General features: G+C 58.9%; 12 protein-coding genes and 3 pseudogenes. 3 read left to right on the top strand and 12 right to left on the bottom strand.

From position 1 onward, the window contains the following. A pseudogene (locus tag OEZ49_RS19640) lies at positions 1 to 125 on the bottom strand (IS6 family transposase); the annotation flags it as partial. Between OEZ49_RS19640 and OEZ49_RS19635 the strand changes: the two are divergent. Beyond that, the gene (locus OEZ49_RS19635) at positions 82 to 609 is read left to right on the top strand and encodes a hypothetical protein (protein WP_263389876.1); all 528 of its coding nucleotides are present in this window, start codon (positions 82 to 84) and stop codon (positions 607 to 609) included. The pseudogene OEZ49_RS19640 and the gene OEZ49_RS19635 overlap by 44 nt on opposite strands. Before the next feature lie 432 nt (positions 610 to 1041). On the opposite strand, the gene OEZ49_RS19630 is transcribed toward OEZ49_RS19635, so the two are convergent. After that, the gene (locus OEZ49_RS19630; RefSeq protein WP_263389875.1) at positions 1042 to 1746 is read right to left on the bottom strand and encodes an IS6 family transposase; all 705 of its coding nucleotides are present in this window, start codon (positions 1744 to 1746) and stop codon (positions 1042 to 1044) included. A gap of 16 nt (positions 1747 to 1762) precedes the next feature. Between OEZ49_RS19630 and OEZ49_RS19625 the strand changes: the two are divergent. Continuing rightward, positions 1763 to 2110: pseudogene (locus OEZ49_RS19625) on the top strand (transposase); the annotation flags it as partial. A 280-nt stretch (positions 2111 to 2390) separates the two neighbouring features. Here OEZ49_RS19625 and OEZ49_RS19620 read toward each other — a convergent pair. Further along, entirely contained in the window at positions 2391 to 3962 is a 1572-nt protein-coding gene (locus tag OEZ49_RS19620; protein WP_263389873.1) for a trimethylamine methyltransferase family protein, read from the bottom strand. A gap of 155 nt (positions 3963 to 4117) precedes the next feature. On the opposite strand from OEZ49_RS19620, the gene OEZ49_RS19615 reads away from it, so the two are divergent. Continuing rightward, complete coding sequence (locus OEZ49_RS19615) at positions 4118 to 4690, top strand: TetR/AcrR family transcriptional regulator (protein WP_263389872.1); 573 nt, start codon at positions 4118 to 4120, stop codon at positions 4688 to 4690. 90 nt (positions 4691 to 4780) lie between these two features. Here the strand turns inward: OEZ49_RS19615 and OEZ49_RS19610 are convergent. The 9 genes and pseudogenes from OEZ49_RS19610 to OEZ49_RS19570 all read right to left on the bottom strand — a co-directional run bounded on the left by OEZ49_RS19610 (position 4781) and on the right by OEZ49_RS19570 (position 12947). Next, positions 4781 to 5490 (bottom strand): annotated as a pseudogene (locus OEZ49_RS19610) (IS6 family transposase). A gap of 153 nt (positions 5491 to 5643) precedes the next feature. Beyond that, positions 5644 to 7149 (bottom strand): aldehyde dehydrogenase family protein, encoded by a 1506-nt coding sequence (locus OEZ49_RS19605; protein WP_263389871.1) that lies wholly within the window; start codon positions 7147 to 7149, stop codon positions 5644 to 5646. Next, a complete protein-coding gene (locus OEZ49_RS19600; protein WP_263389870.1) occupies positions 7146 to 8204 on the bottom strand; it encodes an aminoglycoside phosphotransferase family protein in 1059 nt (352 codons plus the stop codon). Before OEZ49_RS19600 ends, OEZ49_RS19605 begins: the two co-directional genes overlap by 4 nt. Then, entirely contained in the window at positions 8201 to 8545 is a 345-nt protein-coding gene (locus OEZ49_RS19595; protein ID WP_263389869.1) for a cupin domain-containing protein, read from the bottom strand. Before OEZ49_RS19595 ends, OEZ49_RS19600 begins: the two co-directional genes overlap by 4 nt. A gap of 12 nt (positions 8546 to 8557) precedes the next feature. Beyond that, on the bottom strand, positions 8558 to 8917 hold the full coding sequence (locus tag OEZ49_RS19590) for a cupin domain-containing protein (protein ID WP_263389868.1): 360 nt from the start codon (positions 8915 to 8917) through the stop codon (positions 8558 to 8560). Further along, on the bottom strand, positions 8914 to 10200 hold the full coding sequence (locus OEZ49_RS19585) for a glycosyltransferase (RefSeq protein ID WP_263389867.1): 1287 nt from the start codon (positions 10198 to 10200) through the stop codon (positions 8914 to 8916). Before OEZ49_RS19585 ends, OEZ49_RS19590 begins: the two co-directional genes overlap by 4 nt. 30 nt (positions 10201 to 10230) lie before the next feature. Beyond that, the gene (locus OEZ49_RS19580) at positions 10231 to 11295 is read right to left on the bottom strand and encodes an ABC transporter ATP-binding protein (protein WP_263389866.1); all 1065 of its coding nucleotides are present in this window, start codon (positions 11293 to 11295) and stop codon (positions 10231 to 10233) included. Next, positions 11292 to 12083: an ABC transporter permease gene (locus OEZ49_RS19575; RefSeq protein WP_164128038.1), complete on the bottom strand. Its 792-nt coding sequence runs from the start codon at positions 12081 to 12083 to the stop codon at positions 11292 to 11294. Before OEZ49_RS19575 ends, OEZ49_RS19580 begins: the two co-directional genes overlap by 4 nt. Before the next feature lie 3 nt (positions 12084 to 12086). Beyond that, positions 12087 to 12947: an ABC transporter permease gene (locus tag OEZ49_RS19570; RefSeq protein WP_263389865.1), complete on the bottom strand. Its 861-nt coding sequence runs from the start codon at positions 12945 to 12947 to the stop codon at positions 12087 to 12089. Between the last annotated feature and the right edge of the window lie 72 nt (positions 12948 to 13019).

Raw genomic sequence — 13019 nt, 5'->3', positions numbered from 1 at the left:
ATCGGACCAAACCTTTGCCACCAGAACCGGATCGTTTCGTGGCTGACATCGACGCCGCGCTCGTGAAGCAGATCCTCAACGTTGCGCAGTGACAGCGGAAATCTGACGTATAGCATCACCGCCAGACGAATGATCTCTGGGCTGCTGTGGAAGTATTTGAACGGATCACGTTTCGGCATGCCGTCAGGCTACGAAACCGCCCTGCCTGTCTCAACCGGATTCATTCTGACACCGCCCGCAGACCAATTGCTGCCCGATCTGCTGCAGGTGATAGCCCCGTTCGATCTTCGCCGCCGCGGGGTCGAGACAAAAATCATCGTCGGTGACGCGCACCCGGACCCCGACCCCCATCTCCATGCCATGCTGATCCGCGCCCATGGTTGGGCCCGGGAATTGAAGTCCGGTGTCCAGCTGTCCAACATCGCGCATCGTGAGAAGGTCCCCGGTTCCTTTATCCGCAACCGCACCCAACTTGCCTTCCTGTCGCCCAATATCCAGGCGGCCATCCTCGAAGGCACTCAGCCGCCCGAGCTGACCCTCAAGCGTCTCGTCAGCATCACACATCCGCTCGATTGGGCCGAACAGGAACGCCTCTTCGGGTTCTCCTGATACCCAATACCAGCTTTCCCTTCTGTCGGATTCCATTTCACTGATCCCCGTTTGAACATTCCCTGCTCGCGTCAGAAAATTCCCTGTTCCATCTTTTAGGGAAATCAAATCCGAAGCCTTTGATAACCCCAAAAGAATCTTTGGCAGAAGACGCGAAACACCCGCCAAAATGACAAAATTCCCTGCAGATTCCCTGCAAACAGGGAAATCTCCGCCAAAGCGCACCCGCCCAAAACCCGTACTGAGACTTCAAGGAAAATCCACGCCACAACTTGCTTCCACCACCGTCTCAGTTGAGGAGATGGTCGCGCAACCCACGGGAATTGTGGTAGAATTTCGGCGCAGAAAGCACAGGAAAACTGAGACTGGGGTGGCTGGCGGTGCTGCCAGACGAATTCTAACTGGTCTCAGAAAGGGCACGATGACTGCCTTTTAGGCCGCGCAGAGACTGCGCCATTCGGCCAGGGCGGCGGCGCGGTTCAGCTTGTAGTTAACTCTGGAGGAGAGGCTGCGCTCCGAATTGAAGTGGTTGAAGACCGAGGCGTGGACGGCGGCGAACATCTGCAAACTTCGCATCCGCCTGAAGCGCAGCATCGCCCGCTCTCGTCGTCGGAATGGCAGGTGCGAGTTCTCGGCCCGATTGTTCAACCAGCGACCCGTTTCCTGGCGATGGCTGGCACCGAGGTCTTTCAATGCAGCACCGTAGGACCTGAGCCGATCGGTCACGATCATTTCGGGACAGCCATGCTTACGCATTGCTTTCCTTAGAAACTTCAGCGCGGCTTTCTTGTCCCGCTTCTTCGTGACGAAGCTCTCAAGGACTTCGCCCTCGTGATCCACAGCCCGCCAAAGGTAGTGGCGTTCGCCATTGATCTTCACGAACATCTCGTCGAGATGCCAGCTCCATCGGCTGGATTTCATCCCTTCGACACGTCGCTTCCTGATCTCGTTGGCGAACATCGGCCCGAACCTGTGCCACCAAAACCGAACGGCTTCATGGCTCACGTCGATGCCGCGCTCGTGGAGCAAATCTTCCACGTTTCGGAGAGACAGTGGAAACCGCACGTACAACATGACCGCCAAGCGGATGATCTCTGGGCTGGTCTTGAAATAGCGAAATGGCGATCGTTTGGGAATGGCTGGACGCTACAAAACCGCCGTGCCCGCCTCAAGTCGGTTTGCTTTGACAGCACCGTCCGCCCGCCAGTTCGCGGCCTGGCTCGGTCTCGTGCCTCGACAGAACTCGTCTGGCGGCAAGGAGCGACTGGGGCGCGTGTCGAAGATGAGGAATGGCTACCTGCGCCGACTGCTCGTCGTCGGTGCAACCTCGGTGACACGGCGAGCGTCGACCACCGACACTCGAACCGAGGCCTGGGTCAGATCCCTGCTGGAACGTAAACCAACACGGCTGGTGACCGTGGCCATCGCCAATAAGACAGCGCGCACTGCTTGGGCGCTGCTCGTGAAGGAAGAAATCTATCAGGCCCCGCCTACCATCTGAACGAAGGAGGGAATGGCGGCGACAGAGACGCCGCTAAACGAGATGCAAGGGCATAAGTGAATGATGATGATCGGACGGAACCGCTGCTGGGACATTCCGGGGTGGTGTCAGGGCGTCAAAGCTCGCCTGTCTGAAAGGAACCCAGCATGCGGACTTCATCAAGGCCAGCGGTTAACCATGCCGCGCCGATAGGCCGGACAAATGACCGCAACCTGCTTCGATCTCCTCGCCTCACGATATCCCTTGCAAAACCGGAGCCGTCCACAAATGACACCACCTCTCAGTCTACCGGTCGCATCCTTTCTCTCGGCAACCTGATCGGGAACCGATCCCGGATCGCCGCATCCACGGCAGTGTCCATTGCCTGCGGAAAATGGTTCGCTAGAAGATCAGCCGCTACGTTTCGTGCCCGTTCCCCGATCGTCTGCGCGCCTTCCGCCGTCCAAACTTGCACTGAGGCACGATCGGCGATTTGGGGATAATGAAATTCGGTCTGCATGCTTTTCAGTGTATCCGCCGCGCCCAGGAAGTGACCCTCGCCCAAAACGGCAGCCTTGATTGTATCGACCGACAGCGTCTCGTCACTGACCTCGATACCGCGCACGACGCGCTGTGCCATGCCCAACATGTCGTTGTCGATCACCATTGCCTCGTAAGAAACGCCCATCAGGCTGGCCATCATGCCCGCCGATTCCAACACCCGGTTGGCACCCGCTAGCCCTGCGACGACCGACGCGATCCCCTTTTCATAGCCCATCTGAGCATCCGGCATCTTGGCGTCGGACATGGAGGCGGCGACCGTCGTTGGCAGGTCGTAGAATCGCCCGATTTGCGCGATAGCAGCCATCGACACTGCAACCTCGGCGGCACCGCCAGAAAAGGAGCCGGTTCGCAGGTCAACCGCGAAGGGCCATGCGGCGAAAGACATCGGGCAGCCAGGACGGACCATGTTCACTACCGCGAGGCAGGCGAGGGTCTCGGCCACCACCTGAGCCAGCGTTCCAGCGAGATAGGCCGGCGCAGTAGCTCCCGCCTGAGGCGCCACCGCGATGTCACTCACCAGACCGAGCCGGCTGGTCGCAATCAGTACATCCAGGCTCTCAGGCGCAAAGCGTAGTGGTGAGACGATGGGGCAACCACCGAATGATACGAAGGGCCGTTCGCGGAATTTTTTTTCGGAGCCGGCGATCATGGCGTAAATCTCCAGCGCCGCAGGCAGCGATGCAACGGTATTGAACGTGTGTTCCACCGGCTTCGTTGTTCCCGACAGGACGGCGTAGACCACGTTGATATCGTGCTCAATAAGGTCCTCGATCTCGGTCGGAACGACCATCTGGCCGTATTGGTGAATGTTCGGAAGCGCGTCGACCAGACGCGCTGTGTCATAGACATCTTGTAGCGTCGAGGGCCGATAGTTCCGCGCTTCAAAATCAAGGACCGAAACCGCCTCGCCCGAGGTGGCATAATGTACGCGTCCACCGCCGACATGCAGGTCAGCATAGGCAGGGTCACGACTGTAGATCACATACTCCCTCGCCGCTCCGGCCAACAGATCCTCGATCAGGACGGGAGGAAAAACGAGACGGCCATAGGTATTGACCGAGCACCCTCGGGCTGTCGCAATCTCTATGACCTCAGGGGTTGCCTGGCCGATACCGACAGAACCCAGGAGGTCTAGCGCAGCACGGTGAATGGCCAGCAGGTCATCCTGCGACAACGGATTGTAACGACCGCCTTCCATGCCAGCTCGCACTGGCATGCGGCCGACTTCAGGGGCGGAGTCACGCAACGCCAGCCTGGCCGCACGACCCCCCGCACGCGTACGACGTGTGTTTGACGTTTCAGTATTCATGAATCCTCCTGCCTGGTCGGCTGACGCTAGAATATATTGAGCGATCAGTCAAAGTTTTCTGAGCTTTCAGTCAAATTAATTGCCGTACTCGGCAGAAACCTCTACAGTTAGGTATGGACAGCGCAGGCGATACTCCTTCACCCACCAGCCGTCGGATGCGAGCCCGCATCATAGAAGCCGTGATAGACACGGTGGTCGATCGCGGAATATCGGGGACCACATTGGCGCAAATCGCCCGGACGGCAGGCGTGTCCCAAGGCGTTTTGGTCTTCCACTTTCGTACGAAAGAGGGGTTACTGGCGGAAACCCTGCGCCGCCAGAACGCAGACTATTGTCTGCTTTGGCAGGCTGCCTTGGCTGAACCTCATCCGCTGACCCGACTACTGGCCCTGATCCGCACCGACTTTAGCCCGGCGGTCTGTTCTCGCCGAACCCTCGCACTCTGGTTCGCTTTCTGGGGCGAAGCGGCAGCGCGACCCGTATATCGCCGCCTATGCAGAGAGGCCGAAGCAGCCCGCGCCGAGGCGATGACAGGGGCGGCCCGAGCTTTGGTCACCGCCAGCGGCGGCCCGGATCCCGCGCTTCTGGCGCGGGCCATCGATTCGATGACAGATGGTCTTTGGCTGCAAATGCATGTCCACGGCCCGCGAATGTCCAGAACCCGCGCGCTTGAACAAGCGCTGGACCATCTAAAGCTTCTCCTTCCGCATCTAGCCGACCGTATCTGACCTCCCGGTGGGGGGCTGATCGTATATCAATCCCGGCGATCCTGTCAGACAGACTCTAGCCAGTCTCAGTTTCCCAGGAGCCGCAGAAACTTAGGCGATGCAAAGCTGACGCCACTCGGCGAGAGCAGCGGCGCGGTTGAGCTTGAAATTCTGTCGGCTGGTGAGGCTGCGCTCCGAGTTGAAATGGTTGAAGACCGAGGCGTGGACGGAAGCAAATTTCTGCAAACTTCGCATGCGCCGAAAGCGTTGCATTGCCCGCTCTCGTCGTCGGAATGGCAGGTGCGAGTTCTCCCCCCTGTTGTTCAGCCAGCGGCCCGTTTCCTGCCTGTGGGCATTGCCGATGTCTTTCATCGCCGCACCGTAGAGGACCTCAACTGGTCAGTCACCAGAACATGAGGTCGACCGTGGCGTTTCATTGATTTTCTGAGGAATTTCAATGCGGCCTTCTTATCCCACGTCTTCGTGACGTAGCTTTCGAGAACCTCACCTGCGTGATCGACGGCCCGCCAAAGGTAGTGCCGTTCTCCATTTATCTTCCCGAACATCTCATCCAGGTGCAAACGCCCATGCGGTCAGGACCGAAGCCGATCGGCGCGTTTCTTGCAGATCTCGGACGCAAACATCGGACCAAACCTTTGCCACCAGAACCGGATCGTTTCGTGGCTGACATCGACGCCGCGCTCGTGAAGCAGATCCTCGACGTTGCGCAGTGACAGGGGAAATCTGACGTACTACATCACCGCGAGACGAATGATCGCTAGGCTGCTGTGGAAGTATTTGAACGGATCGCGCTTCGACATGCTGAGAAGCTACGAGCGCCCTGCCCGCCCAAATCGGATACCTTCTAAAAACGCCCGGCCTATTACCTCGCGCCAACCTGATTTCCTTTGGCATGACCTCTCGGATATCGTCCGGATGGGCGAAGCCATGTTCCTGTTGCTTAGCATCCACTTTCACACGTGCTTGCGTCCACCGGTCTCGAGAAACCAGTCGTCCGGATAGGGATACCACCAGTCCTGCACAACAGGCTTGTGATCGAGAATGACCATCTTCGAGCGTCGGAATGCATCTAGACCCTGGCGACCGAGTTCTCGGCCGAGGCCCGATGACTTCCACCCACCGAATGGCAGGGCGTCGTTGTCGATCATCGGGTTGTTGATCCAGACCATTCCCGCCTGAAGACGCTCGGCGGCTTCGTGCGCCTCGGCCAGGTCGGTGGTAAATATTGACGCCCCAAGACCGAAAGGTGAATCGTTGGCCATCGCGACGGCGGTCTCAAAGTCGGGCACCCTGACAATGGCCGCAACCGGGCCGAATACCTCTTCCTTCATGATATCCATGTCGGGCCTGCAGCCGGTCAGGATGGTGGGTTCAAAAAACCATCCGCGGGTCCGACCCGCTGGCACCCGGCCACCACAGACACATTCGGCCCCGCGCGCAATCGCGTCGGCGACAAGGCGTTCGACCTTCTGGCGCGCCGCCTGCGACACGAGGGGCCCGATCTCTGATTTTTCTAGGCCGCTTCCGATCCTCAGCCGGGACGTTGCATCGGCAAATGCCCGGACAAAACGGTCGTGAACCTCGTCGACGACATAGATTCTTTCCGTCGACGTGCAGACTTGTCCCGACAGGTGAAACGCACCCGTGACCGCCCCCGCAGCAGCGACCTCTATCGGGGCACTGGCCGAAATGATCATCGGGTCGGAACCGCCTGCCTCGATCACTGAGGGCTTCATACGCCCGGCCGCTGCCGCTGCGACCTTGCGGCCAGCGGCAACCGACCCGGTGAACGCGACCGCGTGCGTGTTCTCGCATTCGATCAAAAGGGCGCCCGTCGCGGCATCGCCAGGAAGGCAGGCGACAAGACCTTTCGGCAAGACATCGAATACGCTCATGAACTTCAGCGTCGAGAGCGTGGTGGCTTCCGCCGGTTTGATGATGCATCCGTTCCCTGCCGCCAGCGATGCGGCAACGGTCCAGCATGCCAGCAAGATCGGGAAATTGAATGGCATGATGTGAACCGAGACCCCGTAGGGTTCATACCGCGAAAATTGTAATGATCCGGCCTGGGTCGAACCCGCCACCTTGCCCGCGTCATCTCGGGCCATCTCGGCGTAGTAGCGGAATATCGGGGCGCAATTGGCGACCTCGCCAATTGCCTCCGGGTAGGGCTTTCCCATTTCGCGGCTCATTAGGACGGCACACTCGGTCATGTCCGTTTCCTCGATGCGGCTTGCCAGCCGATGAAGATACGCTGCCCGGCTCTTGGCGTCGAGACGGCACCAGCCGGCCTGCGCGACGCCGACCTCGGCCACGATGGCTTCGATATCGCGCGGCTGCATGACGGCCCGTTCAGCAAAGGCTTCCTCGGTCGCCGGGTTCGAGACGGGCTGTGTCACCGCATCGTAACAAACGAAGTCCGGCGCCAAATAGTATCTTGCAGACAACGTCTCGTTCATGCGGGAACTCCCTGTATTTCCAAGTCTTCGGCAGCAAAAGAACTGCCACGTACGCGCCAGTCAGGCAGATTGCGCTTCATGAGCGCTTCGATTCGGGTCAGGCCCGATCGCTTCAGCGCGACCCCAAGATGGCCCAGAACTCGTGGCAAAAACCGCAGGTATCCCGGGAACCATAGGCGAGCGACCACACCGGCAATCCGCGCATGTTGCTGAGCGCCCAGCCAGAGATTGTGCCACACAATATCGTCGCGAGTTCCAGCCGTGGCCGGGGCTCTTTTCAGATATCGGTCGAGCATCCGGTCTTCCAGACCGGGCCCCAAGTCGCGGCGCGCGCCATGCAGAACGGATACCAAATCGTATTCCAGCGGTCCGACAACAGCGTCCTGAAACTCCAGCAGTCCGCAGCGCGCAACCTCGGTGCGTTGCTCCAACAGCATCAGGTTGTCGCCGTGGAAGTCCTGAAAAACCAGGGTTTGCGGCCAGTCCCCGTTCGAAGCGAGGGCTTGCGACCACAAATCGCGGAATACTCCGGCGAAGTCCTCCGCGGCTCCCACTGTTCCTAGTTTGGGCGCAAACCAGCTTGAAGTCACGTCAGTCTCGACGAGCACCACGCGCAGGTCGTAAAGACAACGCGAAATGCTGGTCGCGCCGGGTCTGTGGTGCAGATGCACAAGCGCGTGGATGGCAAGTTCGTAGAGCCTGGTTTCATCGGCACCGCGGCCGGTGATCTCGGAATAGGTCGCTTGTCCGAAATCTTCGACCAACGCCAAGCCTGTCGCCACATCAACGCCTCGCACCTTCGACGCAGACAGCCCGAGCCGGTTCAGATGCCCGGAAAGCTGCGCGAATGCAGCAACCCCTGCCGGATATGTCCAGTCGTCCAACAACAGCAAGCGGTGGTCCGGCAGAAGGAATAACCGGCGGACCGAGTTGCCGGAGGACAGCGGAACAACCCGCGCCTCCGCTAAACCGTGTCGGGCCAGAAACACAGCGATCGGCGCCGGTGCATCTTTCGTGCTCGCAATCTGCGTAAAAATGCCCGGGCCGCCATTCATCTGATCATGTAGACCTTCTTGACGGTCTCATGGACGGTGCAGACACCCTTCCAGTCCTTCGGGAAGAAGGCAGCTGTATCCGGCGTGATCTCGATCACATCACCCGACTGGTGAACATAAGTGCAGCGCCCTTCAAGAAAATGGCAAAGCTCGTCACGGGTGACGTGGCATTCCCACTCGCCGGGTGTGCAGATCCACAATCCGCATTCCGACTGTCCGTCAGGCCCTTTGTGGAGCAGCTTGCCCGAGGTTCGGGACTGGCCCTTGACCATGGTGGTGATCGGCCCCCAATCGACCGTATCGGTGATGTCCAGCGGCTGGCGCATTACGGGTGTCGTCATTTGGTTGTCCCTTCAGACCAGCATGTAGATGTTGCGAATGGTTTCGGTGACATCGGCCTCGCCGGACCAGCCGGCAGGGAAAAGGACACAGGTCCCGGCCCGCACTTCGATCGCTTCGCCTTCATCTGACCGATAAACGGCGCGTCCCTTCACGAAATGACAGAACTCGTCGCGCGGAATGGAAAGCCGCCAACGGCCCGGCGTACATTCCCACACCCCGGCTTCGGGACTGTTCCCCGGCCCCTTGAACAGAAGCCGTCCGGAAGAACGCGATACTCCTTCCACCATGTCCGGTTGCTGGCCCCAGTCCAGGACATCGGCGAATGCCGTGGCCCCGTGGATGTGAGGGGCGCTCGATTTCAGGTTGCTCATGCCTTGTTCTCCACCAGTCCGGTCAGCAAACGTGCCGCCTTCTCCTGGCCGTTGGCCGCCTGCATATGAGCCGAAGTCTTTCTCAGGCGCGCGGCCATGGTCTCGTCTGTCAGGCAGGCTTCGATCTTTTCGATCATTTCCTCGTCGGTCCAGTCGTACCGGTCTGATCGGAACCCGTGCCCGGTTTCCTGCACCCGCATCGCGTTGTCGTGGCCGTCCCAGACATAAGCCATGACAATCGCCGGCTTGCCGAAGTAAAGGCACTCAGTGAAGGAATTGTTGCCGCCGTGATGGATAACGGCATCGACTTGCGGGATCACGGAAGGCTGCGGATACCAGCTTTGAATGATCACATTGTCGGGCAGGTCCTCATAGGCGTCCATGTAATCGCCCACATTCACCAGAGCGCGGTAACGGCTCTTTCCGATAAGACTGATCAGGCGCTTCAACAGTTCGGTATCCCCTGCCCCGAGCGAACCGAAGGAAATGTACAGAAGCGGCCCGTCACTGTTCCTCTTAAACGCAGGAACTTCGTAGGGGTCATCCTGCCGTACGCAGCCTTCGAGGTACTGGAACCGGCGCGGATCAAGCGGTTCTGCACGATCGTAGGTTACGGGCTCCGGGTACAGCAGCAGGTTCAGATAGGGCGACGCCTCAAAGAACTGCCCAAGCGGATAGGGATCCTCGCCGGTGGTTGCAAGAAACGCATTGAAGTCTTCGTGAATCGGCTTGATGACCTCATTGAACTTCTTGCGGAACGCCGCGTGGCCTTCCTTGTCGTCGACCGACATACCAGAAAGATGCGGCGGGATTGCATCGTCTTCGATCTCGTTCTCGCTGCACGAGATGATTCGGACCCAGGGCACCCCGAATTGCTTGATCGCCGGGAACAGGATGACATTGTCGACCGCAATCACGTCCGGTTGGATCCTGGCCAGGATTCCGGGCAAGTCTTTTTGCGCCCACTTCGCGCTATCGACGATCGCCTCCCAGCATTCCTTTACGTAGTTGTCTATCTGATCGATTGGCGCCTTGCGGAAATTGGGAATGTGCCCGTTGATGAAATCCTCCCAGAATTTCGCCATCTGTTCCGGCGGCATCGGCTCGGACAAGTTCACGGGATGTGCTTCGAAGCCATAGCCCTCGTAAACCCCAACGAAGCCCGGATCGGACAGGAAGACCGCCTTGTGGCCCAGACGTTCGACCGCCTGAGCGATACCTACGGAATTGAGTGCGGGCCCAAAGGCCGCTTCGGGGAAAAACGCGAATGTCTTCTGGCTCATGTCGTATCCTCTTTTCTGTTTGTCAGCGCTTCAAGCATCGAAGATTCTGGTGTCCTTGGCCGACCATCCAACCGCGAGCGTATCGCCGATGGACAGATTCAGCCCTTCGGCCGCATCAGCTGTCAGCCGCACCATGACTGGTTGCGGTGACGACGGGGTTTCCAGATGCACCTGCAAATCCAGCCCGTGATAAGCCAACGCCGATATCCGGCCAGTGAGCTGGTTCAGATGGGGTTCAGGGTTTAGCAGCATCCGCTCTGGACGAACCGCCGCGACGAGCGTTGCACCATGGCCCAGGACGCCCCTATCCGTCGCAGTTATGGCCGCCCCGTTCCGGTCCTGGTACCCGTCACCGCTGCGTACCACCGGAAGAAAGTTCATCACCCCGATGAACTCTGCCGAGAACCGACTGTTCGGATGCTCGTAGATTTCGCTGGGAGAACCGATCTGCAGAAGTTTCCCGTCCTTAAGGATCGCGATCCGGTCGGCCATGACCAGAGCCTCTTCCTGGTCGTGGGTAACGACGATGAAGGTTATTCCGAATTCGTCCTGAATACGCTTTAGCTCGAGCTGCATCTCGCCCCGCAGCTTCTTGTCCAGCGCCCCCAGCGGTTCGTCCAGCAGCAGGATCCTCGGCCGCTTTACCAATGCACGGGCCAAAGCAACACGCTGTCGCTGCCCGCCAGACAGCTGATCGGGTTTCCGGGCGGCGACATGTGACAATTGAATTGTCTCCAATATCTCGTCGACGCGTGCTGTGATTTCCTTGCGCGGCAGCCTCTCCATCTCAAGCCCGTAGGCAATGTTCCGTGCTACGTTCAGATGGGGGAACAGTGCATAGGACTGGAACATGAGGTTGACCGGCCGACGGTGCGCGGGAACCGCCGAAATGTCATCTCCATCCAGCAGAAGGGCGCCGCTGGTAAGGTCCTCAAACCCGGCTATCATCCGCAGCAAGGTCGTTTTTCCGCTTCCTGACGCACCTAGGAGAGCAAAGAACTCGTTTTCATTGATATCGATCGAAACCTGATCGACAGCCTTGAAGGTGCCGAAGTGTTTTTCAACGTTTTGCAGGGAAAGAAGCGGTTTGCTCATTGTCCCGGAAGACCTCCACGGTTCAGCCTTTGCGACAAAGCCAGAGCGACCAGAGAAACGGACATCACGATCGTCGAAAGCGCGTTGATCTCAGGTGTCACGCCAAAACGGATCATTGCGAAGATCTGCATCGGCAAGGTGATGGAATCGCGCCCCGCGCCGGCAGTGAAGAAAGCAATGATGAATTCATCCACCGACAGCGTGAATGCCAGCAGCGCCCCTGCCACGATGGCCGGCATCAGTACCGGCAGAACGATGCGGCGGAGCGTGGTTAGGATGCTTGCACCCAGATCGGTCGATGCCTCCACAATGGACCAGTCGAAGTTCTTCAGGCGCGCCCGGACAACCGCGCAGACAAAAGCCAGATTGAACACCACATGGCTGAAGATAATCGTGTGCAGCCCCATGGTCACGTTCAGCATCGAGAAAAAGCTCAGTAGAGCGATGGCCAGAACGATGTCGGGAATGATCATCGGCGCGAAGATGATCGTTTCCAGGAAACGTCCCTTGCGGCGACGGATTTCCACCCCGATGGCAAGCAGGGTTCCCAGCGCCGTTGCCATGAGCGTCGACACCACCGCGACAATCAGTGTGTTGAGCGCAGCGCCCAGGATGTCCTGGTTCGAGAACAGGGCACCATACCACTTGACGGAAAAACCCGTCCAGGCCGTCGGCAGTCCGCCCTCGTTGAACGACAGGGCCAAGAGCACCGATATCGGGATGTAAAGAAACGCGAACACCCCCGACAAGACCAGCAGCATAAACCTTGTGGATTTGCGGTGGTCCATTGGTCAGTCCGTGCCATGCCGTGCGCCCGAGGCCCGCTCGGTCGCAAAGGTCTGAATGGTCAGCAGCCCCATCATGATCGCGATCAGGATCATCGACAACGCGGCACCGAACGGCCAGTCGTTCGCGGTCAGGAACTGCGCATAAACCAGGTTTCCGATCATCTGGAACTGACCACCTCCCAACAGGGCAGGCGTGACAAAATTTCCGATCGACAGGACGAAGACGAAGATGAAACCGGTGGCGATACCGGTTACGGTCATCGGCAGAATGACACGTCGGAACGTGGTCCAGCCAGTAGCACCAAGATCGCGCGAGGCTTCCGAGATTTCCGGGTTCAGGCGCGAAAGGGGCGCATAGCAGGCCAGGATCACGAAGGGTAGGTAATTGTAGACCAGTCCGATAACGACGGCTCCTTCGGTATAGAGAAGTCGCGGCATCTCGCCTTCATAACCCATCCACCGGGCAATGCCGGTGATCAGCCCTTCGCGGTTGAGCAGCACGATCCAGGCGTAGGTGCGGACCAGATAGTTCGACCAGAACGGCAGCACCGCGAAAAACAGAAGCGCCGGCTGCGTACGCTTTGGCATCGAGACGATTGCATAGGCAGCCATGTAGCCTATCACCACCGCAATCATCGCCGAAGTTCCGGCGATCGTGGCCGATTTCAGGAAGATTCCCGCATAAAGCGGATCGAACACCAGCGCTAGATTTTCCAGAGTGAAGGTGTATTCGACCCCGCCATAGGTTCCGCGCCGGAAGAAGGCCAGCGCAAGGATCAACAGGCAGGGGATGACCATGAACACCGTCAGCCAGGCCAGCGCCGGAGCTATCAGAAACTCGGGTCTTCTTTCGATGGTAGTCATGATCCGAATATCCGAGGGTTTTCCCGATGAAATCTGTTGGACAGGCAAGATGGTCCGGCCGAACCTATCGGC

The organism is Ruegeria marisflavi (assembly GCF_025673445.1).
In the GTDB taxonomy this organism is placed as follows: Bacteria; Pseudomonadota; Alphaproteobacteria; order Rhodobacterales; family Rhodobacteraceae; genus Ruegeria_B; species Ruegeria_B marisflavi.
The sequence above is the reverse complement of the archived record's forward strand: the minus strand, read 5'-3'. Positions and strand labels throughout refer to the sequence as shown.

Coding starts and splice junctions, on each gene's coding strand:
- OEZ49_RS19620 (WP_263389873.1), bottom strand. CDS start 3,962: ATGAATACTGAAACGTCAAACACACGTCGTACGCGTGCGGGGGGTCGT.
- OEZ49_RS19615 (WP_263389872.1), top strand. CDS start 4,118: ATGCGAGCCCGCATCATAGAAGCCGTGATAGACACGGTGGTCGATCGC.
- OEZ49_RS19605 (WP_263389871.1), bottom strand. CDS start 7,149: ATGAACGAGACGTTGTCTGCAAGATACTATTTGGCGCCGGACTTCGTT.
- OEZ49_RS19600 (WP_263389870.1), bottom strand. CDS start 8,204: ATGAATGGCGGCCCGGGCATTTTTACGCAGATTGCGAGCACGAAAGAT.
- OEZ49_RS19595 (WP_263389869.1), bottom strand. CDS start 8,545: ATGACGACACCCGTAATGCGCCAGCCGCTGGACATCACCGATACGGTC.
- OEZ49_RS19590 (WP_263389868.1), bottom strand. CDS start 8,917: ATGAGCAACCTGAAATCGAGCGCCCCTCACATCCACGGGGCCACGGCA.
- OEZ49_RS19585 (WP_263389867.1), bottom strand. CDS start 10,200: ATGAGCCAGAAGACATTCGCGTTTTTCCCCGAAGCGGCCTTTGGGCCC.
- OEZ49_RS19580 (WP_263389866.1), bottom strand. CDS start 11,295: ATGAGCAAACCGCTTCTTTCCCTGCAAAACGTTGAAAAACACTTCGGC.
- OEZ49_RS19575 (WP_164128038.1), bottom strand. CDS start 12,083: ATGGACCACCGCAAATCCACAAGGTTTATGCTGCTGGTCTTGTCGGGG.
- OEZ49_RS19570 (WP_263389865.1), bottom strand. CDS start 12,947: ATGACTACCATCGAAAGAAGACCCGAGTTTCTGATAGCTCCGGCGCTG.